Source organism: Agarivorans sp. 2_MG-2023, assembly GCF_030548085.1.
Taxonomy (GTDB): domain Bacteria; phylum Pseudomonadota; class Gammaproteobacteria; order Enterobacterales; family Celerinatantimonadaceae; genus Agarivorans.
In genome coordinates this window covers 65,111-87,769 of the sequence record NZ_JAUORQ010000001.1, presented here as the reverse complement: position 1 = coordinate 87,769, position 22,659 = coordinate 65,111, and the positions used below count along the sequence as shown (strand labels likewise).

Below are 22,659 nucleotides of genomic sequence, written 5' to 3'. Positions count from 1 at the left end.
GTTGCTTCCTAACCCACCAGCTGAAGAGCTAATTGATGATGCTGTGCCTTAAGTTGGTTTAACTGCTCGCGAGTGGCCTCGGCATCTTCAATCACCCACTTACCGGCCACCATTAACTTACTCACTTGACTCGCACCACATAAAACTAGCGCAGCTAATGGGTCGTGAGCCCCAGAAAAGTTAAGCCCGTCTAGTTTATATAAACCAATATCGGCTTGTTTGCCTGGCGCTAATACACCTATATCATCGCGCCCTAACACCGCTGCACTGCCTTGGGTTGCCCAGTTCAGTACTTGATGGTGAGTGATTTGGTCTGCGCGATAACGTAAGCGTTGTTGCATAAGCGAATGACGTAACTCTTGAATCATGTTCGAGCTGTCGTTAGAGGCTGAACCATCTACCGCCAAACCTAGCTTGCAGCCAGCGGCTTCTAGCTCTAGCGTTGGACAAATGCCCGACGCCAACACCATGTTAGAAGTCGCACAATGAGCAATACCAACTTGAGCGGCACCTAAGCGCTGTATCTCGCTTTCATCAAAATGAATGCCGTGAGCAAGCCATGTTTGTGGGCCCATCCAGCCACAATGCTCTAAGTAATCTACTGGCCGCATACCCAGCTTTTCTACGCAAAAATCGTTCTCATCAATAGTTTCGCCCAAGTGAGTATGTAAACGCACACCTTGCTGCTTAGCTAAGCGGGCGGTTTCACACATTAATGTCTCGGTAACCGAAAACGGCGAGCATGGCGCTAACGCCAAGTTCAGCATGCTACCGTTGCTGGCATCGTGATAACGCTTTATTAAACGTAGGCTATCGTCGAGGATTTGCTGCTCGGTTTGTACCACGCTGTCAGGCGGTAGGCCGCCATCTTTTTGCGACAAACTCATGCTGCCGCGCGTTAGCGTAGCGCGCACACCTAAGCGCCCCACTACCTCCGCTTGTATGTCTATTGCCTCACTAAGGGCGTGATTAAAAACATAATGATGATCGGCCACCGTAGTCGCGCCACTTAGCATTAGTTCCCAACAAGCTAATTCAGTGGCTAGCTCAATATGCTTGGGTGTTAAACCACTCCAGATGGGGTACAAGGTTTTAAGCCATGGGAATAAAGGCTGATTAATGGCGGCGGGTAAACAACGGGTCAGTGTTTGATAAAAATGATGATGAGTATTAATAAGGCCAGGTAGCAACACCATGTCGCTGGCGTCTAGTTGTTGGTCTACGGTAATAGAGGGCTGTTTGCCGGCAGCCACACATTCAATAATTTGGCTACCTTGAATCACTAAGCCACCGGCTAAGTCACGCTCGGCGTTAGGGCCATTTAATGCCCCACTAAAAACAGCTAAGGGATTCTTTATCCACAGAGTTTTACTGGCTGATGGGTTGTTTGCAAGCATTTGGCAACTCTTATCCTTTTAAGCATATAGCTAAAAGGATAAGCAAAAAGCTGACCAAACGCTCAAGAAAATGAATTTATGGCGTTAAACCAATGCCACGGAGAATTATATCCACTAAGTTTTGTTCGGCTTGGCTAAACTCTTCAACGCTTAAGGCTTTACCGTGAATCATTCGTACTTCTGTATCAAAATCCGCGTAAAACTGCGTCGCTCCCCAAATCAAAAATAATAGATAAATCGGTTCAATGGGCTGAATTTTTCCTTGGTCTATCCAAGTTTGAATCAAGCTGCATTTTTGCTTACTCCATTCAATAACGGGAAACTGCAAATTGTCTTTTAGGTTAGGCGCACCTTGGATAATTTCCATGGCAAATATACGTGAGCTTTTAGGGTGGCTGCGGCTGTAACGCATTTTGGAGCGAATATAAGCACTAATAGCCACAGCCGGGTCATCATCGGCGGTGGTATGTTCAAAGGCGTCATTCCACATGGCAAGAATGTCTTCTAACAAGGCGCGATACAAACCCTGCTTAGATTTAAAGTAGTAGAGAATATTGGCTTTTGGCAGCTCAGCTCTATCGGCAATGGCTTGCAATGAAGTGCCTTGATAACCGTGTTTCACGAACTCATTGGTCGCCGCTTTTAAGATGACCTTTTCATTCTTTTTTCTAATTGCGCCACTTTGGGTTGCCGTAGCTTTAGCCATGCTGAATCACTCTCCTTGTTCCACCTTTTTAAGCGTCATATTACTTACGAAAGCATTATTAATGATTAACTTATAAATCACTAGTGCAAACTGCAGTTTGCTAAAAAAAGCCATGAACGCACCATAAAGCGCCATTTATTGCCATACTTCGCACCAACTAAGCACAACAAAAAACAAACAATTGCAACTTATTAGCTACAATAGTGAAGTTGAACACTTGGTCAGATTTATGCAATGCAAATGGCTTACCGATCGATAGAAAAACAAGAATGGACTCAAAATGAAACAAGACAATCTCTTGTTGTCGTTATGGCAAGTGTCTAAGCGCTATCCCGGCGTAGTGGCCAACGACAAAGTGAGCTTAACGTTAGCCAAAGGGGAAATACTGGCCCTACTTGGAGAGAACGGTGCAGGAAAATCTACCCTAGTAAAAATGATTTACGGCGTCGTACAGGCAGACGAAGGCAGCCTACTTTGGCAAGGAAAGGAAGTAGTGATCCGCTCGCCCAATATGGCACGAAGCATGGGCATTGGTATGGTGTTTCAACACTTCTCGGTATTTGAAACTCTCACCGTGCAAGAGAACATAGAGCTCAGCCTTGATGCAGGCTTTGTGAAAGACGCAGCCACTTTGCGCGCCAAAATAATTGAACTCAGCGCAGCCTACGAGCTGAAAGTAGACCCAGACCGCTACGTACATAACTTAAGCATTGGCGAGCGCCAACGCTTAGAGATACTTCGCTGTTTAATTCAAAACGTTAAACTGCTGATTCTTGATGAACCGACTTCGGTACTCACCCCGCAAGAAGTCGCCGGTTTATTTAACGTATTGCGCACGCTAGCCAGTGAAGGCTGCAGCATTTTGTTTATTAGCCACAAACTGAAAGAAGTCACTGCATTGTGCAACCGGGCTGTAATATTGCGTGGCGGTAAAGTGAGCGGTGAATGTGTACCCGCTAATGAAACGCCAGATTCTATCGCCAGAATGATGGTTGGCAGTGAAGCCGTGTTGTCGGAGCGCTACCATAAAACCATTGGCTCAGACGAGCTGCTAGTCACCCGAGATTTAAGCGTGCCGCCTACTAATCCTTTTGGTACCGGACTCAAAAAGGTAAACCTTAGCCTGCATAAAGGCGAAATACTCGGCATTGCTGGCGTAGCCGGTAATGGCCAAGAAGATTTATTAGAAGCCTTAAGTGGCGAAGATACGCGAGCAGAGGCCGGCAGCATACTAATAAATGGGCGCAAAGTGGCCAAGCTAAATGCTGGCGAACGGCGCTTACTGGGCATGAGTTACGTGCCAGCCGATCGCCTAGGCCAAGGCGCAGTGCCAGACATGAGCCTAGCCGACAACACCTTGCTGACTAGCGCACGCAAGGGCTTGGTGAGTCGCGGTCTCATTTTGCCGCATAAAGTGGTTGAGTTAGCCAAGTCGATTATTCACCGCAACGACGTGAAATGTCACAACGCCCACGCGCAAGCTAAGAGCTTGTCGGGCGGTAATCTACAGAAGTTTATTATTGGTCGCGAAGTGGATCAAAACCCAGAAGTACTCATTTGTGCTCATCCTACTTGGGGGGTAGATATAGGCGCGGCCAGTTCCATTCATCGCCAACTCATTGAGCTGCGTGATAACGGCGCTGCCATTTTAGTGGTATCGGAAGATATTGATGAATTGTTCATGATTTCAGACCGCATTGCCGCCTTATACGAAGGGCAGTTATCGCATGCGGTTCACACCGAACAAACCAGCATTGAAGAGGTAGGTAAATGGATTGCTGGCAGCTTCATGAATGATGACAAGCCAAAGGAGGACTTAAAACATGCTTAAAACTCAAGCACGCTTAGAGTCTTCCAAACTGATGTCTTGGCTGTCACCACTGATTGCGATTGGGCTCACTATGCTGGTATCTAGCATTATGTTTTTTGCCTTAGACATAAACCCCACCACCGCTTTTAAAGTATTCATTATCGATCCGCTTAGCGACAGCTATAACTTAGGCGAATTAATGGTGAAAACCACGCCTTTGTTATTGTGTGCCACCGGATTAGCACTGTGTTACAAAGCGAACATTTGGAATATTGGTGCCGAAGGACAATTGCTAGTTGGCGCAGTGGTGGGCTCATATTTTGCGCTGCAAGCCAATGATGATTCAGGTTATGGCTGGTTAGCCATTACGCTGCTCGCTGGCGCGGTGGCAGGCATGTTTTGGGCAGCTATACCTACCCTGCTGCATCAGCTGTTTCATACCAATCTTATTCTTACCACCATCATGCTTAATTACATTGGTTTGTATCTGCTGTTATGGGGAGTACACGGTCCGCTCATCGACCCCGATGGATTCGGTTTTCCTGAATCAGCAATTTTTGCTGATGCAGTGCTACTGCCCACTATCATGGAAGATGGTCGTGCCTCAATCAGCATTGTATTAGCGGTAATTTTTGCCATTGGTTCGGGGATTATCTTGTACCGCACCTTACCGGGATTTCAGCTGCGCGTATTTGGCTCAGACCAACCGGCCGCGCGATACGCAGGTTACAGCAGTAAGTTTATTATTTGGAGCGTTATGCTGAGTGCTGGTGCGCTGGCTGGCTTTGCTGGCGTGGCAGAAGTGACCGGCCCCATTGGTCAGCTCATTCCACAAGTATCGCCAGGCTATGGCTATGCAGCCATTATTGTGGCTTACCTTGGCAGGCTTAATCCCTTTGGTATTATCTTCGCGGCCTTTTTCATGGGTACCTTGTACATGGGCAGCGATTTAGCCCAAATTGAGTTGGGTATGCCCACAGCAATTACTGGCCTATTCCAAGGCATCTTGCTGTTTTTCTTGCTCGCGTGTGACTTTCTCATTCACTACAAAATCGTCTGGCAGCCCAATAAATCAAACTCTAAAACTGCCCCAGTTAGCACTAAGTAAGGAGCCGCTTAATGGACATGGAACTGTTTCAACAAATTTTAGTGGCGGCCATCAAAACCGGCACACCGTTATTGCTAGTAGCCTTGGGCGAACTAATTTGCGAGAAATCGGGCGTACTTAATTTAGGCCAAGAGGGCATGATGTTAATGGGTGCTATGGCTGGGTTTGCGGGGGCTTATTTTAGTGGCAATTTAGCCTTAGGTTTGTTGCTTGCCATGGTGGCAGGCATGATGATGGCGGGTATTTTCGCGCTACTATCACTTAACTTAAATACCAACCAAGTCGCCACTGGCTTAGCATTAACCATTTTTGGTTCAGGCTTAAGTGCCTTTTTGGGCGCAAGCTTAGTGGGCTCTACCGTTAATGGATTTAAACCCATTGCGATCCCTTTACTGAGCGACATTCCTTTTGTTGGCCCATTGCTGTTTAACCACGACATACTGGTTTATGGCAGCTTTGTATTGGTAGCAATATGCTGGTGGGTAGTAAACAAAACCCGTGCGGGCTTAACCTTGCGCGCGGTAGGCGAAAACCCCTACTCGGCCAACGCTTTAGGCATTAAAGTGATTAAAGTACGTTATATCGCGGTACTTATTGGCGGTGCGTTTGCTGGTTTAGCCGGTGCTTATATGTCTCTTTCTTACACGCCAATGTGGATGGAAAACATGACCGCAGGCCGCGGCTGGATTGCTTTATCTTTAGTTGTATTTGCCTCATGGCGCGTGGGTTACTTAATGGTTGGCGCCTACTTGTTTGGTGTTGCGTCTATCTTGCACTTAGTGATGCAAGGTATCGGCTTTACCATTTCACCCAACTTGCTAGCAATGATGCCATATGTAGCCACTATTGTAGTGATGGTAATTATTAGCTCTAACCCTATTCGGCAAAAGCTGGCAGCCCCCATGAGCTTGGCCAAGCCCTTTGATTCTAGACGCCATTAACACTCTAGTATCAAGCTGATTCAAAGCCTCTATTTACTAGAGGCTTTGTTCTTTTGGTGGTTAACACCGCCAGTGGGAAAATAAATATCACTGAATGGTTCAAGCGAAGTAATAAATTGGCGTATCATGCCTTCCCGCTTGTTGGAGACTCTATGACTTATTCGCTTTACTTGGCTCATATCAACGATACCCACTCCCATTTTGAGTCTTCTTTAGTCCATTTTCACATCAACTTACATGGACAACGCTACCAAATTGATGCGCAATGCGGAGGTTATGCGCGTATTGCTAGTGCAGTAGCCGAACAGCGGAAAATAGCGAAACAACAGCAGGTACCTAGTATATTGCTACATGCAGGTGACAGCTTTCAAGGCAGTTTGTATTTTAGCCAATTCAAAGGCTTAGCTAACGCCCGTTTACTTAACTTGCTTATGCCTGACGCCATGACCATTGGCAACCATGAGTTTGATCTTGGTAACGCGCCAGTATCACAATTTGTTGATCAAGCTAAGTTCGCCTTGCTTGCTGGCAACATGGATTTAAGCCAAGAAGATCAACAGAAACCGCAACCTTTAGCGCCCCATAAAAACCTCTATTGCTACGACAATCAGCAACAAATAGCTGAGTACCTACTTAAGCCATTAGGCGATAAACAACTGGCGATTATTGGTATTACCCACGACCTGATGCATAACATTGGTTGCCCCGATGCCGATTGCCACTTTTTAAACGCCATTACGACTACCCAAGCCACCGTTGACCATTTGCAACAACAAGGCATAAAACACATCTTGGTATTAAGCCATTTAGGCCATAGCGGAGATTTAGCCTTAGCGGAGGCCGTATCTGGCATAAGCCTGATCGTTGGTGGCCACTCACACACATTAACCGGTGATTTCTCTGAAATTGGTATTGAAAGTACTCAACAAAGCCAGCATTGGCATCATGGCTGCCTCATTCTGCAAGCGGGTAAACATGCTGAATCTATCGGCTTAGAACGCTTAGAATTTGATAGCGAAGGTAAGGTTATTTCGGTAGATGGCGGCGTGAGTTTTTTAATCGATAACCAGTGGCAAGCTTTGCAACATGGTCAGCCAGTATCACCCGAGATACGCGCTCAAATTGCCGATTATTTGGCGGCGAGTTCCTTAGTGAGCCACTACCCTGATGATCAGCAAATGGCCAAGATCATCAACCAAGAATATCGTCCAGTAATTGACGAAATGCGCCGCCAAGTTGTGACTACATTGAGCAAGCCATTATTGCACTCTAGAATGCCCACCAGCAAGTTACCCGAGGGCAGTGAAGTATCACCACTGGTATGCCAAGGTTTTTATCAAGCCGCTAACGCCAAACAGCCCACCGATTTTGCCTTACATAACGCTGGCGGTGTGCGTGTGTCCTTAAAAGCGGGCCCGCTTACTAAAGCGGAAATATGCGGCCGTTTATTACCCTTTGAAATTGCCATTGTTAGCTATCTAGTATCAGGTAAACAATTATTGCAAGTTATTGAAAGCTCTATAGATAACGCCACGAACAATGGCTTTATAGGCACTGGAGACGGCAGCTTTCCCTACTTTTACAAACTGCGTTACCACTACCAAGGTGATAAACCTGCAGGCCAACGTGTAAGCAAGGTAGAACTACGCTACGGCAATATGTGGCAGGCGCTTGAGCTAGATAAGAACTACCGAGGGGTCTCTTCGGCTTACACCTTAGCGGGGAAAGAGGGTTATCATGCCTTGCTCGATAGCTGGGATCATCAAGACCTGGGCATGACCATGAGCGACAGTTTTGTGACTTTTGCCAACCAACAAAAACAGTTAATGTAAACACATAACTCTCTGCACTCCTCAAAGCGAAGCGGCGAATACCAAAGGAAGACTCAAATGATAAGAGCCATGACCCAAGCGGATTTTAGCGCCTTCTGGCCAAGCTTCGAGGCAGTGATTCGCGCCCAACAGACTTACGCCTTTGATCCGAATATGAGTGAGCGAGAAGCCTATGAGCTTTGGTGTGTATTGCCAGCTAAGTGTTTTGTATATGAAGAAAATGGTGAAATACTAGCAAGCTACTACCTAAAAGCTAATGCAATGGGACCTGGTAGCCATGTGTGTAACTGTGGATATATGGTTAGTGAAACGGCTCGCGGCAAAGGTATTGCTCGGCAGCTTTGCTTGCACTCTCAACAGCAGGCATTACAACTCGGCTTTAGCGCCATGCAATTTAACTCGGTTGTCTCTACCAATGAGGCGGCCATTGCTCTGTGGAAAAAGCTGGGATTCGATGTTATCGGCACCATTCCCAATGGTTATCAACACAGCGAACAAGGCTTGGTAGATTGTTTAATTATGTTTAAAGCCTTAGCTACTTAAGCTATCGCAACCTTCTAAACATTTCCGTCAACCAACACTTACTGCTCTAATCACTGTAAACAAGTAATGGCTCAGTTTTACAACACCTTTGTTGATGGCTACGAGATATTAAGCCTTTAGCCAGTTTGACCAAGTATTGTAGTAGTTGATGGCTTATGCCTTAGCTAAGCAGGCCATCAACCAATCAATAAAAGCCTTATTTCTTGGCCTTGTTTGCTGCCCTTGAGGGCAAATTAAATGGTAAGCACGTCCTGAAGATACGCTTTCAAAAGGCGCGATTAGCGCTTTCGTCTGCAACTTTTCTTCTATTAGCGCAATTCTTCCCATCGCCATGCCCATTGAGTAACTCGCGGCTGAATTTGCCATGTCGGCATGGTTAACTATCATGCTAGCCTCAGGAAGCACTAATCGTTTCACTTGCTCATCACTTTGCTTTTCAAGCCATAACTTCCATTCATGTTGAGGTTGGTTCGATTCAAGCGATTCAGAACAATGGATTAAAGTCAGGTCACTAAAATTTTCAGCTAACAGCAGGTTACTTTCAAGCGGCTCACCTTTGTTATCAACAGTATTCAATTGATTCTCATAATAACTAGGCGAACAAACCGGAGTAATGTATTCATCAAATAGCTTTTGGCTGAAAAACTCAGCGTGGTGCCTTTCGCTATAATAGATAGCCAAATCCACTGGTTCATGTTGAAAATTTAACGGACTCGCCTTCACTCTTAGCTTGATATTCAAATTGGGGTACATCGCTTGAAATTCAGGTAAACGCTTTAACAACCAGCTTTGCGCAAATGTCGGCGCAACGCCAAGATACAACTCTCCCCTTAACTCCTTGAACCTAATATCGTCTATCTCAGAAAAAATCAGGTCAAAAGATTGATTAAGCGCTTGTAGTAAGCGCTCTCCTTCTACGGTGAGTTTTAAACGCCTTGTCAGCCTTACAAACAACATAAAGCCGAGTTGCAGCTCTAACTGCTTGATTCGTTGACTTACCGCCCCCTGAGAAATAAACAACTCTTCCGCCGCTTTAGTAAAGCTTAAAAACTTAGCCGCCACACTGAATGTGTGCATGTTGGTGAGTTGCTGTTGTTTTTTGTCCATTAAACTAAACATTATGCTTATGAATTAGTGTAGCTAATGTATATAACATTTATTTTAGTTTGTCGCCCTTAATGGAAAGACCTTTAATTAACTCAATTAATCCGTATAGAGAAGCCTCATATGAAAAACCAACTTAAAATCACCATTATTGGTGCTGGTTCTAGTTACACTCCAGAGCTTATTGAAGGCCTAATTCATCGCAGCAGCGAACTTCCTATCGGTCAACTTTGGCTGGTAGACATCGAAGAAGGCCACGACAAGGTCAACATTATCGGTGATCTAACACGCCGTATGCTCGCTAAAAACAATTTGGAACACATAAATGTGCATGTCACACTGGATCGTAAAGAAGCCTTAAAAGATGCTGATTTTGTTTGCTCTCAGTTCCGCGCGGGTTGTCTCGAAGGTCGTATTCGCGATGAACGTATTTCTCTAAAATACGGCATGATTGGGCAAGAAACCAACGGTCTTGGTGGTTTTGCTAATGCTTGCCGTACTATCCCTATCGCACTTGAAATTGCCCATGAAATGGAAGAGTTGTGTCCAAATGCTTGGTTACTCAATTTTACCAATCCATCAGGCATGGTGACCGAAGCCATTTTAAAACATACCAAGGTGAAAGCAGTCGGCTTATGTAATGTGCCGGTTATCATGCAAAAAGGCATTGCCAAAATGCTTGATGTAAACGAGCAAGACTTTGTCTTACAAGTTGCGGGATTAAACCACTTCATTTTTGCTCGACAAGTACTTATTAACGGTCAAGACAAACTCGAAGACATCGTTGATGAGATGCTGTCGGGTAACGATACGCTGGTTCCTGCGAACATACCGGCATTTGATTGGCCCGAACAGTTACTGCGTAACATGGGCATGATTCCATGTGCTTACTTACGTTATTACTACACTAGCCAAGATATCATGCAGCAAGAAATTGTAGAGGCAAATGACGAGGGCACCCGCGGTGAAGTAGTTAAAGCAATGGAAGAACGCCTGTTCGATATCTATCGTAATCCAGCTCTTAGCGAGAAACCTAAAGAGCTAGAGAAACGAGGCGGTCAATATTACTCTGAAGCAGCTTGTGAGCTAATGAGCTCAATTTACAACGACAAACGTACCATCATGCACGTTAATACACGCAACAATGGCACTATAGCTGGTCTGCCAGATGATTGTGCGGTTGAAGTAAGTAGTATGATTACTCGCTCTGGCCCCGTACCACTAAACGTTTCACCGTTCCCTTCAGATACATTACGCCTTATTCAAATGATGAAAGACTTTGAAACACTAACCGTTGAAGCAGCAGTAACAGGTGATCGTAATATCGCCCACCGAGCGCTAATTCTGAATCCATTAGTCACAACAGGCAGTATTTTAGAAGAAGCGTTAAATGAAACGATTGACGAAAATTTAGACTTTATGCCTCAGTTCCGTTAACCCTTCACCTCTTTTATCGATAATGGGTTGCGGCATTGAGTAACCCATTATTGACTGTCATTACTCTAAACATAGCCTCTTTAGGGTCACTAATGAGCACTTACCCTCTAAGGTCGACAACTCTATTGTCACTTTGCCTAAGGAAGCAAAAAGTTTTGACCAACCTTGGCATTACTGCTTTTAGTTTTGTCCTTCAGCTCTACGCCTGAGTACCCCAACTGATTAGCTTGCTCAATTAAATAAGCTAAGCGAAATGCCGCGTCGTCAACCGACATGCCTGCCGAGCGAATGTTAGATAAACAATTGCGTTTGGCTTCTTCAATGCCAGGATAAGCCTGATAGGTAAAATAGATGCCTAAGCTATCGGGCGAGCTTAAACCTGGCCGCTCGCCCACCAGTATTGCCACCATTTTCGCTCCCAAGGCGTGAGCTACATCATCACCTACAGCTACTCGGCCTTGTTCAACAATTATCAATGGCGCGATAGATAAACCTAAGCCAACCACCTTAGGCACCAAAGCGGCTAACATTGAGCTGGCGTTTTCTCTAATTGCGGCAGAAGATAGTCCTTCGGTCAGCACTAGCACAATATCGTAACTAGCGAAGTCATTCGCTAAGGTTTGTTTCGATGGCTCATCAAGCAACCGGCCTAAATCGGGACGTTGTAAGTACGTAGCTCTATCGCAGGCTTGCGAGCTGAGGTGATTAACACCTAGGTCAAAGTGGGCTAAATCCTCCGCTAGCTGTTGATAATCCAAAGGCATTAGTACAGCGTCTCGCGCTTGCGCATGAGCTAATTGAAAAGCTAAATGTGCTTTGGTGGGTAAGCTAGAACCCGCTCTGCCTAAGGCAATTCTCGCATCGGTGTGTGTTTTTAATGATTGCCAAGGGTTCTCAATCACCAACTCTGCGAGCGCAGGTTTAGTCACCAATGATTTAGATTTGTCATCGCTCACTTGTGCAACTCCTTACTCACCACATCAAAGGCTTTTGGCAACTGCTGCTTAAGTGCTAATTGACCACGGTCATCAGTAATCTGTTGCTGTTGTAACCAAGCCTCAAACTCTGGCGCAGGTTTTTTCCCAGAAATCTGCCGAGCAAATAAGGCATCATGAAAAGAGGTGGTTTGATAGTTCAACATAATGTCATCTGAGCCAGGAATGCCCATTATAAAGTTAACCCCAGCACTGACTAACTGCACCAATAACATGTCCATGTCATCTTGGTCGGCGTCAGCATGGTTGGTGTAACAAATGTCGCAGCCCATAGGTAAGCCCATTAACTTGCCACAAAAATGGTCTTCTAAACCGGCTCTAATAATCTGCTTACCGTTATACAAATATTCAGGGCCAATAAAACCCACCACGGTATTAACCAATAAGGGCTTGTAACGCCGCGCGACCGCATAGGCTCTGGCTTCGCAGGTTTGCTGGTCAACCCCATGATGACTGTTTGAACTAAGCGCGCTACCTTGGCCGGTTTCAAAATACATCACGTTGTTACCTTTAGTGCCACGCTTGAGCGATAGCGCAGCACTGTAGGCTTCATCTAACAACGCTAAATTAATACCAAAACCTTGATTAGCTTGCTCGGTACCCGCAATAGATTGAAACACCAAATCTACTGGTGCGCCTAAGCTGATCGCTTCTAAGTGGGTAGTTACGTGGCTAAGCACGCAACTTTGAGTGGGAATTTGATAATGCTGAATCACTTCATCCAGCATCTTCATTAAGGTGGTAACAGCCTGCAAATTATCGGTAGCGGGATTAATACCAATCACCGCATCACCATTGGCATACAATAAGCCATCTAAAATGCTCGCCGCCACACCGGCGGGATCGTCGGTAGGATGATTAGGCTGTAAACGCGTCGACAAGGTTCCACTTAATCCCAAGGTATTGCGAAATGCCGTCACTACTTCACACTTGCTGGCAACCAAAATGAGATCTTGGATACGCATCAACTTGCTAACTGCTGCCAACATTTCAGGCGTAAACGCGGGTGCTAAGGCTGCCAGCTCCGCCGCGCCGACCTGTTCATTTAGCAGGTAATTACGCAAATCGCCCACGTTCAGATGAGCAATAAACTTAAAGGCTTGAGCATCATGACTATCAACAATCAGTCGCGTTACTTCATCTTGTTCGTAAGGAATTAAAGCTTCATTAAGAAAATGGCTTAAAGGCAGCTCGGCTAAGGCCATTTGCCCCGCTACCCGCTGGTGATCGCTAGAAGCAGTAACACCAGCCAACTGGTCACCACTTCTCAAGGGTGAAGCCTTCGCCATTAACTCTTTTAAGCTGGCGAAACGAAACCGCTCCCCACCCGCATTCATTACAAATTCAGCCATTATGTATCCTACATAACTAGCGCGTTCTTGTTAGGCGCACTAAGAATCAGTTTAGTAACACAGTAAAAGACTTGTTTAAGCCTGTAGATTAACAAGTGAATCATTAGCATCAAGCAAAAAGCCAGTAAGAGCAATAGCTAGAATAATCTGCTCTTTCAATGGCCTAGGCTTAGTGTGTGAAGAAGTGGAACACTCGTATCTACTTATCTGCTTTTACTCATAAATAAGTTGTAGATTTGGCCATGCTGTTAACCAGCCTTTCGCGTTTACCCGCTGCTCAAATACCGCTCTCTGCCGCTTAGGGTTATAGCTTATTTGTGCCCTAAACAAAGAGTCAAAACCAAATGCAGCAATACACTCGAAGCGATGCTTATCCAGCAAGCGAATTGCCACCGCGGTTTCTTTCTCAGGCCAATAACGCATTGCATCTAATGAGTTCAGGTATTGCGGGTCGCCATTGCGTTTATGCATGATGGCTTGATTACGTACTTGCCAATTTAAACTAGGCATTGCGCTGCTAAGCACTTTCTCATAGGCCAAATATTTGTCAGGGCCAGTTTCGCTGCTATCAAAATAGATAACATCTACATCGTTTAGCTTGGTAGGTACTACCTTGTTATGCAAATGGTCCCACACTAAGTTTCGAACAAATCCAGCGGCAATATAGCAATCGGGTAAGGTTAAGGCTCGAACGTGCTCAAGCGCCTGTATTCGAAGAAGATCTTGTTTTACTAACTCGATAATCGTCTGCATTAAAATGTCTTGAGATAGGTTTGATAAATAATCACATTTGCAACACCTTGGCATTGTTTAGTCAAACGGCCAATACAAAAGCGCGATTTAAAACTATTTATACATACTGATAAAAAGCAGTAGTAGAGGCGAGCAACACTCACCTCTTTTAGTTTTAAGGATCACTGACGTTTTAACACACTTTATAACGGGCAGTTTGCATTGCTAATAAACGCTTATAGGCTAATTCTTGGCGAACGGCTTGCGAGCCTTGGCACCAATCATGGTTAAGGCTTTCCCATAAGGGATCGTTGGCGGCTAAACCCAGTGCTTGCAAATACACCCCGTCGGCCACCACAAACTGGCTTTTGTAAGGCAGTATTACCCCGCCCCTTTTAGTCTGCAGTGCTAGAGCTTCTTGGTAGCTAGCACACCAGTGGTTAAGCAACGCCATGCAAGCATTGGAATACCAAAACTTGCCACTATCTTGTTGTTTAGGCTCGCTTTGTTCACAGGACAATACCGCTTGGGCGTGTTGCCAATCGTTAAATCCCGCTTGGCGTGCTACATACAATAAAGCGTGTTTAAGTTGTGGTGATTTGCCTTTGGCTAAGGCGGGTAACGGAGAGTCGGCAGTATGACGCTGTTTAAGCAAAATTTTACTGCGGATCTTAAGTTCTTCAATAGCTGATAACATCTCTATGTTCCTAAATACTTATGTTGTTCCCCGCAAAACAATATTCAGAATGACATACAGTGTCGTAATGATAGGTCGCTAAACTTAGCGTACTTAAGGGTGAGTTCCTCTTGGCGGGCAGGCGCCCCTTTAGCACCTGCCGTCATTCTGCCAAAAGCTCGCCGTTTATTCAAGCTAGCTAGTGAACAAACTTTAACCAGATGAATCGCGGGCAGAAGTCTCCACCGAACTTGACGATTCGACCTGTTCCTCGGATAGCAATAAACTTAGTGCAATAGCAATTAAGCCGCCCGAAGTCACCGCAGAACCAAAAACATTTTGAGCCAGTTTAGGCGCGTGTTGCAGTAAATCAGGCACCATGGTCACACCTAACCCTACCCCAAAAGACACCGCCATTATGAGTAACTTACGGCGATTAAGTGCCTCGCTGGCGATAATTTTTATGCCCGCAGCAGCAACCGTACCAAACATAACAAGGGTTGCTCCACCTAACACAGGTTTAGGGATCTGTTGTAGCACCGCACCCAATACTGGGAACAAACCCAGCACCACCAAAATGGCCGCAATGTAGTAACCAATATAACGGCTAGCCACGCCAGTCAGTTGAATCACTCCGTTGTTCTGACTAAAAGTAGTATTGGGAAAGGTGTTAAATGTTGCCGCTAACAAAGAGTTAACTCCATCAGCCAATACGCCGCCACGAATACGTTTTAAATAAGCGTCGCCTTTAATTGGCTGCTGCGATATCGCGCAGTTGGCGGTGATATCTCCGGCAGATTCAATGGCGGTGATGAAGTAAATAAGTGCAACCGGTAAAAAAGCCACCCAATCAAAGTTAAAACCGTATTTAAACGGCATAGGAATGCTCACCCAAGGTTGAGTGCCCACTGCTGAAAAGTCCAACTTACCCATGAACGCGGCAATCACCATGCCTATCGCCAATCCAATCACAATTGATGATAAACGTAACCAAGGATTTGAGCAGCGGTTTAAACCAATAATCACCGCCAATACCACAAACCCTAAACCGAGGTTTGGTAAGCTCCCAAAGTCAGGCGCTTTAAAGCCACCCGCCAAATCTGTCATGCCCACTTTAATCAGTGAGATCCCGATAATAGTGATAACAATACCGGTCACCAGCGGTGTAATAATGCGCTTCATCGCCACTAAACACTGAGAAAGAAATATCTCGATAAAGGCACCTAAAAAACATACGCCAAATATAAGCGATAGCATTTCTTCTGGTCCGCCACCTTGGCTTTTGGCAATAAAACCAGCGGCCAATACCGAACCCAAAAATGCAAAGCTAGTACCTTGCACACAAATCATGCCTGCGCCTATTGGGCCAATTTTCTTCGCCTGAATAAAGGTGCCTACGCCCGATACAATCAAGGCCATACTAATCAAATAAGGGATGTGTTCACCTAGACCTAGTACGCCACCAATAATCAGTGTTGGGGTAATCACTCCAACAAAACAAGCCAACACATGCTGTAATCCTGCAAAAAAAGCTTCGGTCGCTTTGGGCTGCTCGTCTAGCGTGTAAATGAGTTCCTGCGATGCTTCGGTTTTCATCTTTGGCTCCGTTCATTAGCGTTCGGCTATCGCCGCCCAACCTGACCACTCAGTCAGCTTAATAACGCAATAAACTTGCCAATTTACCTTTTTGTAACATTCGGGAGTTCTACAAGCGGCCTGTATCAAAGGTGTAGAGCGCGAAGGGAGAAAATAATGCCGAGTAGAATGTGCCAGCAAAAACATCTGTAGCAAGCGTGATATTGGTGCGAATTTAGCAAACCCTGCACCACATGGTGTCACTTCCAAAAGCCTAATAAGCGATTTGTTTAAACCGGTAGCTTTAACCGTTTTTCTGCTGTTTGCCATTACTAGAGTTACTAAAAGTGCCAATCATAAACAAGCATTAAAAAACTATAAATAACAGTCAGATAACTGTCTTTCATTAACGACACGTAAGCACTAAAACCAAGAATTTTGCGTGATATACCTCACAGCTTAGTGACAAACTCAATTCTTAATTTAAATATCAATTAAGCCTGTTCTAGTATCTTGCCCAGCCATAACTGGTTTAAGTTCGCCCCCCAATAAAAGTAATCCAAGCAAGTAATAAGATACAGGGACAAAGCTTAGCAATATCAGGATGATATGAGTGTTACCTTGCGCAAACTAGATTTGTTGTAGCCAAACTTGAGTCGCGAAGACTCAGGCTTATAACAAGGCATTTAACTAACACCCATGCCACATGTTTTTTAAAACACTATCATGGAGATACAAATGCGATTATCAACTGCCTCGGCACTGATCGGAGCGACGTTTAGCTTGTTAGTCAGCAGCGGGTCTTATGCAGCACCCACCGTTACGATTGATTTAAGCACCCAAAAATTTATTGGTGGCGTGTCTAAGTTAGACCGAGAGAAATACTTTAATCTACATACCACCCACTCAGAAAACCAAGTCACCAGTGACGAATTGGATTACCTAACTAACGAGCTAAACGCAGGCTTTGGTCGCGGCTTTTGGAGCCCCTTCTCAGCGCACAAAGGGCACGATTCTTACCCTAATGAAGCCACCGCCAAAACCAACGGCGCAAAAAATGTGGCTAACACTAAGAACCATAGAAACTATGCCTACTTTTCAGATCGTTACATCGTTACCGATCACCCTCGCAATGCGTTCGCAGCTAACCAAGATCCGGTAAAAGCCGCAGAATGGGCCGCCAACTACTTCAAATATTACTTTGACGACAGCACGCGCCCTATTTTCTATGAGCCAATCAACGAACCCTTTGTACATGCCGGTGAATTTGGCATCGATGACGATCTAGCGCGTAGCAAAATTACCGAGCTATTTAAGCAAATTGGCAAAAAGTTTGACCAAGAAAACATCAATACCCAATTAATTGGTTATGCCGGTGCGTGGCCATCCATGGAATTGTGGGACTTTAAACACTTTGATACACGTATGAAGATGTTTATGGATAGCGCAGGTCCATACATGGATGCGTTTTCGGTGCATTTATACGATGGAGTTAACGTAACCGGAGCAAATAGCCAGCGCTCTGGCAGTAACTTAGACGCAATCTTAGATTTAGTTGAAAGCTACAGTTACCACAAGTGGGACCAAGTTAAACCCCTAGCCATTACCGAATACGGTGGAATTGAAAAAGGCTATGGCGATAGTTACAGCGACATTGCCAGCGTGCAGTCGGTTCGCTCAATTAACAACATGCTATTTCAACTAATAGACCGCCAAGACCGTTTGCTTACGTCTATTCCGTTTATTACCGGTAAAGCCGCTTGGCACTATAACGCTGCCAATAACTGGGAACCTTACGGAGCCGTAGTATCACGCCCCGATCCCACCAGCATTGTGAATGGCAAACCCACTAAGTTCTTTTGGACACCGCGAATCCACTTCTACCAGTTATGGTCTGAAGTAAAAGGCCTACGGGTAAAAACACTCTCTGATTATGAAGATGTACAAGTACATGCTTTTGTTGATGGTGACACCGCTTACGTAGCCCTAAATAGCTTGTCTGAAAGCAATCAACAAGTGAACTTAGATTTTGTAAATAGCTTTGGCAGTATTGCCAATGTGAGTAAAAAGTCCCTAAAGATTTATACCAACAAAGCCCCTATTTACCAAGACCAAGCCAGCATTAACACACCTAATTCTGTAGATTTAATTCCTGGTGAAACCGTAGTATTGGCTTATCGCTTCAACGGCAACCTTGAGTTAAATAATACCGTTAAGGTAAACAATTATTACAGCAGTACTAACCTGCAAAAAATTACAGCTAATCAAGCGCTTAACTTTGGCATTAACAATGTTGATTTAGCGAATGGCGATTCGATACTTAAAGTGAGTATTGGCCGTAAACACAACAAATCAAAACAGCCAATTGTGAAAGTAAATGGCACCGCAGTTTCGGTACCCAGTAACTGGAAAGGTGGCGACCAAAGCTCGCGGGATGACTTTTTTGGTACATTACGCATACCTGTAAGCAATCAACTGTTAGCAAAAAATAACACCATTAGCCTTACTTTCCCTGACTCTGACGGCCGTGTTAGCTCGGTAGTTTTAGAGGTTCACAACCAAAGCAATGCCACCTCAAACGAAGACAAAATTAGCTTTGCAGAACAAATCATCAGCCTTGCACCTGGTAGCAATTACGCCGTAACGGTGAACTATGAAGCCTCTATGAGCCGTGATCTTGTGGTATCGCTGTGGAATGGCCAAACCTACCTAGCAGGACAAACCCAAAATGTAGCCGCAGGTAAAGGCAGTAAAACCTTCGAGATCAGCTTAAATACGCCGACTCAAGCAGGCGAAGAAGATTACATACTCAAAACCAATATCCGCCCACAAGGCGGCGACGTTGCCAGCATTATTCAACAAAGCCAGATCAACGACATTAGTATTGAAGATGATAATGGCGCGGGCTTCGATCAACTGGTATTTGTAGACAGCTTCAGTGAGTTAACTAGCGCCTTGCAATACACCGTTGAACTAGATTATTCAGCAATGATAGAGCGCGACCTAGTCGTTGAAATTTGGAACGATGACAATTGGCTAGCAGCCGGCAAAACCACTGTGAAACCCGGTGACGGCCGAGCGAGCGTTACCGTTAAACTAGGCACTGCACCTGTGGTAGGTAGCACCACCTACATCCTTAAAGGGTCTATTCGCCCGGTTGGTGCTTCGTGGCAACAAAACATCGATTTTGAGCAAATCACTAACATTACTATTGTTAATGCTCTTCCTAGCGAAGACAGCACTAAATTGCTCGTAACCGAGAAAATGTTAGCGCACGCTCAGCAACAGCAATTTGATGTTGAATATAGCGCCACTGAACATCGCGATATAGTTGTAGAGCTGTGGTTAAACGATCAATGGCTGACCCAAGCTACCACTACGGTAGAGGCAGGCGAAGGCATTGCTCAGCTAAATCTTGAATTAGATGACATACCTGTAGCGTCAAACGGTTACACGCTTAAAAACAGCATTCGACCAGTAGGTACCGAATGGCAAAGTAATATAGCTAGCGACCAAATAAACAACTTAAGCGTTGTTGCAGAAGGCATTACCCCACCAAGGTCTTGGACTAACCTACAGTTTAAACACAGCTATAAGTGCATGGACGTAGCCAACGGTAGAACTGAAAATGGCAGCCAATACCACCAATGGGACTGTAATACTCAAAATACTAACCAGCGTTTTATGTTTACCGACTTAGGTGATAATTGGTTTGCGATTGAAGCACAAGTAAGCGAAAAGTGTGTGGACTTAACCAATGGTAGTCAAGCCAATGGCGCGGCAATTCAGCAATACAATTGTGGAGCAAATAACCCCAACCAAGCTTGGAAGTTAGTAGACAAGCAAAACGGGTGGTTTGAACTGCGCGCTAAAAAATCTAACGCCTGTATTGATGTAAAAAATGCCAGCGCTAACAAAGCTGCTGCTATTCAGCAGTGGCAGTGTGGTAGTCAAGCTAATCAATTAATACGCTTTGTAGAATAAAGCGCAAAATAAAGCAAAACCACTAGCCGCGGCATCAAGCTTAGCGGCTAGTTCCCCTCTCCTTTTTATTCCTATAAATCACAGCCGCAACATTTTGGCTACATCAACTATGCTTGGTAAAAGCTAAACGGTGCTGAATGCCTAAGTGTGGTGCGTTTTCAATTAAACGCTGCACCACTATTTAACAATCAACAGCCACTAGCGCTGTAACAATTATTACCAGTAATCTCAACAAAGCTTGTGCAAATGGGCTTTTTTGACTTAAATCAAAAAACATGACCAAGTGGCCAGCTTTTTGCTATCACTAATCAACACCTCACTGCCGAAATAGAAACGGAGTTCTTAATGAAACTAAATAAATGGATAAGCGCAGCGGCGTTTGCTGTAAGCAGTTTACTTGCCCCTGCTAGCATGGCAGCAGACGAGCCACTAAAAGTAGGTTTTGTCTACGTTGGCCCAGTAGGTGATCACGGTTGGAGTTATGAGCACGATCAAGGTCGTATCGAGATGGAGCAACACTTTGGCGGCAAAGTAAGCACCACTTTTGTAGAAAATGTACCAGAAGGTGCAGATGCCGAGCGAGTGATTACTCAGCTGGCAAAATCGGGCCACGATGTGATTTTCACTACCTCGTTTGGATTTATGAACCCCACTATTAAAGCGGCTAAGCGTTTTCCTAAAGTACGTTTTGAACACGCCACCGGCTACAAGCGCAGCAAAAATGTCTCTACCTACATACTTCGTACCTATGAAGGACGTTATGTATCGGGGGTAGCAGCAGGCATGACCACCAAAACTAACGTTATTGGTTACATTGCCTCTTTCCCTATTCCAGAAGTCATTCGCGATATTAATGCGGTATACCTTGGTGCTAAAAGCGTTAACCCAGACGTACAAATTAAAATTGTTTGGGTAAATACCTGGTACGACCCCGGTAAAGAAGCCGACGCTGCCAATGCCTTAATGGACCAAGGTGTAGACATTATTTTGCAACACACCGACAGCCCCGCGCCACTTATCGCAGCAGAAAAACGCGGCATGATGGGCATTGGACAAGCCTCTGACATGAGTCATTTTGCCCCTACCGCACATATGTTCTCAATTCGAGATGTGTGGGCACCACATTATATTCGTACTGTAGAAGAAGTGATGGCCGGTTCTTGGAAACCAGAAGATTACTGGGGTGGTTTTGCCGAAGAAATCCTTCAGGTGGTATCGGTTAACCCAACCTTACCCGAAGAGGTAAAAGCCGCCATTAGCAGTTCAGAAGCTAAAATTAAGTCTGGCCAATTCCATCCTTTCACTGGCCCGATGAAAGACAACCAAGGCAAGGAAGTTATCCCGGCGGGTAAAACTCTAAACGACAAAGAGCTAGCCAGCGTGATGTGGTACGTAGAAGGTATCGACGCCACCATTCCAAAGTAGCATTTGACTTAAAAGCCCAGCGTTTAGCTGGGCTCACTAAGAGATACAAGCATGACCTTAGCATTACCTATTGTTGACATTGCCGCACTAAACCAAGCAGACAGCCAAAGTTGGCAAGAAGTGGTGGACGCGATAGATGCAGCTTGTAGAGACAAAGGTTTCTTTTACGTGACCGGTCATGGTATTCCACCAGAGCAATTTGCAGCGGTGCAAAGCATGGCCGCCCAGTTTTTTGCCTTAAGCGAAGATGAAAAAAGCAAAATCGATATACAACGCTCGGTTAATCACCGTGGTTGGGGCCAAGTTAGCGCGGAACAATTAGACCCAGCAGGGCCGAAAGATTTTAAAGAAACCTATGATATGGCCTTGGATTTAAGCCCCTATCACCCACAAGTGGCCAAATGTTCACTGCTGTACGGACCCAACCAGTACCCCAATCTTGACGGCTTTGCTCAGCTAATGCAGCAGCATTACGAACTCACCCTGCAGGTTGGACTCAAAATACTACAGGCAATGGCTATTGCTTTAGGCCAAGCGGAAGACTTTTTTAGTAAAAACTTTAGCTGCCCGATTAGTGTGTTGCGGCTGATTCATTATCCGCCACAGCTAAATAGTAGTAACGGTGCTGGCGCACATACCGACTACGGTTGCATCACCTTGCTTTATCAAGATCACATTGGGGGCTTGCAAGTGCAGGACAAAAGCGGCAATTGGTTAGATGCCACACCAGTAGCAAACAGTTTTGTCGTCAATATCGGTGATTTAATGCAGCGTTGGACAAATGGTAAGTACAAATCTACGCCACATCGGGTCACCAGCCCTAACAAGCAAACTACCCGTTTCTCTATGCCTTTTTTTGTAGAGCCAGATTTTGATACGCCGGTAAACACTTTGCCTTCATGTTTGGCCGAGGGTGAATCATCGAAGTATTCAGAGATTAGCGCCGGCGATTGGATTTTATCGCGTTTTGCCGATACCTACGCCTATCGCAGCGACACTGAAACCAATTAAAAAATTTAACTTTAAAGTTGACCATGTAGAC

At 45.1% G+C, this 22,659-nt stretch carries 17 protein-coding genes; 9 read left to right on the top strand and 8 right to left on the bottom strand.

Annotation, left to right across the window (positions count from 1 at the left end):
* Positions 1-8: 8 nt before the first annotated feature.
* Both Q4549_RS00420 and Q4549_RS00415 read right to left on the bottom strand, forming a co-directional pair.
* The gene (locus Q4549_RS00420) at positions 9-1,397 is read right to left on the bottom strand and encodes an 8-oxoguanine deaminase (protein WP_303553545.1); all 1,389 of its coding nucleotides are present in this window, start codon (positions 1,395-1,397) and stop codon (positions 9-11) included.
* A gap of 76 nt (positions 1,398-1,473) precedes the next feature.
* Positions 1,474-2,103, bottom strand: a complete 630-nt coding sequence (locus Q4549_RS00415; protein WP_303515254.1) for a TetR/AcrR family transcriptional regulator — start codon at positions 2,101-2,103, stop codon at positions 1,474-1,476.
* 280 nt (positions 2,104-2,383) lie between these two features.
* Between Q4549_RS00415 and Q4549_RS00410 the strand changes: the two genes are divergently transcribed.
* The 5 genes from Q4549_RS00410 (at position 2,384) to Q4549_RS00390 (ending at position 8,337) form a co-directional block, all read left to right on the top strand.
* Positions 2,384-3,934: an ABC transporter ATP-binding protein gene (locus Q4549_RS00410; RefSeq protein WP_303553546.1), complete on the top strand. Its 1,551-nt coding sequence runs from the start codon at positions 2,384-2,386 to the stop codon at positions 3,932-3,934.
* A complete protein-coding gene (locus Q4549_RS00405) occupies positions 3,927-5,021 on the top strand; it encodes an ABC transporter permease (protein ID WP_303553547.1) in 1,095 nt (364 codons plus the stop codon). The genes Q4549_RS00410 and Q4549_RS00405 overlap by 8 nt, the downstream gene beginning before the upstream one ends.
* Before the next feature lie 11 nt (positions 5,022-5,032).
* Positions 5,033-5,962, top strand: coding sequence for an ABC transporter permease (locus Q4549_RS00400; protein WP_303553548.1), 930 nt, complete (start codon positions 5,033-5,035; stop codon positions 5,960-5,962).
* Between the two features lie 152 nt (positions 5,963-6,114).
* Positions 6,115-7,794 carry a bifunctional UDP-sugar hydrolase/5'-nucleotidase gene (locus Q4549_RS00395; RefSeq protein WP_303553549.1) on the top strand — a complete coding sequence of 560 codons (1,680 nt, stop codon included), beginning with the start codon at positions 6,115-6,117 and terminating at the stop codon, positions 7,792-7,794.
* Between the two features lie 57 nt (positions 7,795-7,851).
* Positions 7,852-8,337: a GNAT family N-acetyltransferase gene (locus Q4549_RS00390; RefSeq protein WP_303553550.1), complete on the top strand. Its 486-nt coding sequence runs from the start codon at positions 7,852-7,854 to the stop codon at positions 8,335-8,337.
* Positions 8,338-8,490: 153 nt separating this feature from the next.
* Here the strand turns inward: Q4549_RS00390 and Q4549_RS00385 are convergent, their stop codons facing one another.
* Positions 8,491-9,444: a LysR substrate-binding domain-containing protein gene (locus Q4549_RS00385; protein WP_303515266.1), complete on the bottom strand. Its 954-nt coding sequence runs from the start codon at positions 9,442-9,444 to the stop codon at positions 8,491-8,493.
* A gap of 120 nt (positions 9,445-9,564) precedes the next feature.
* Here Q4549_RS00385 and Q4549_RS00380 point away from each other — a divergent pair, with 120 nt between their 5' ends.
* Entirely contained in the window at positions 9,565-10,878 is a 1,314-nt protein-coding gene (locus tag Q4549_RS00380) for a 6-phospho-beta-glucosidase (RefSeq protein ID WP_303553552.1), read from the top strand.
* A 137-nt stretch (positions 10,879-11,015) separates the two neighbouring features.
* Here Q4549_RS00380 and eutC read toward each other — a convergent pair whose 3' ends face one another.
* From eutC to Q4549_RS00355, 5 genes are all read right to left on the bottom strand, one after another.
* Positions 11,016-11,834, bottom strand: coding sequence for an ethanolamine ammonia-lyase subunit EutC (gene eutC, locus Q4549_RS00375; protein WP_303553553.1), 819 nt, complete (start codon positions 11,832-11,834; stop codon positions 11,016-11,018).
* Positions 11,831-13,225: an ethanolamine ammonia-lyase subunit EutB gene (locus Q4549_RS00370; RefSeq protein WP_303553554.1), complete on the bottom strand. Its 1,395-nt coding sequence runs from the start codon at positions 13,223-13,225 to the stop codon at positions 11,831-11,833. Before Q4549_RS00370 ends, eutC begins: the two co-directional genes overlap by 4 nt.
* A 213-nt stretch (positions 13,226-13,438) precedes the next feature.
* Positions 13,439-13,978, bottom strand: a complete 540-nt coding sequence (locus Q4549_RS00365) for a nucleotidyltransferase family protein (protein WP_303553555.1) — start codon at positions 13,976-13,978, stop codon at positions 13,439-13,441.
* A gap of 172 nt (positions 13,979-14,150) precedes the next feature.
* A complete protein-coding gene (locus Q4549_RS00360) occupies positions 14,151-14,654 on the bottom strand; it encodes a hypothetical protein (protein WP_303553556.1) in 504 nt (167 codons plus the stop codon).
* Between the two features lie 192 nt (positions 14,655-14,846).
* Positions 14,847-16,229, bottom strand: a complete 1,383-nt coding sequence (locus tag Q4549_RS00355; RefSeq protein ID WP_303553557.1) for a nucleobase:cation symporter-2 family protein — start codon at positions 16,227-16,229, stop codon at positions 14,847-14,849.
* A gap of 717 nt (positions 16,230-16,946) precedes the next feature.
* Here Q4549_RS00355 and Q4549_RS00350 point away from each other — a divergent pair.
* From Q4549_RS00350 to Q4549_RS00340, 3 genes are all read left to right on the top strand, one after another.
* Positions 16,947-20,192, top strand: a complete 3,246-nt coding sequence (locus tag Q4549_RS00350) for an RICIN domain-containing protein (RefSeq protein WP_303553558.1) — start codon at positions 16,947-16,949, stop codon at positions 20,190-20,192.
* 345 nt (positions 20,193-20,537) lie between these two features.
* Positions 20,538-21,617 carry a BMP family ABC transporter substrate-binding protein gene (locus Q4549_RS00345; RefSeq protein WP_303553559.1) on the top strand — a complete coding sequence of 360 codons (1,080 nt, stop codon included), beginning with the start codon at positions 20,538-20,540 and terminating at the stop codon, positions 21,615-21,617.
* 51 nt (positions 21,618-21,668) lie between these two features.
* Positions 21,669-22,628: an isopenicillin N synthase family oxygenase gene (locus Q4549_RS00340; RefSeq protein WP_303553560.1), complete on the top strand. Its 960-nt coding sequence runs from the start codon at positions 21,669-21,671 to the stop codon at positions 22,626-22,628.
* Positions 22,629-22,659: the final 31 nt, after the last annotated feature.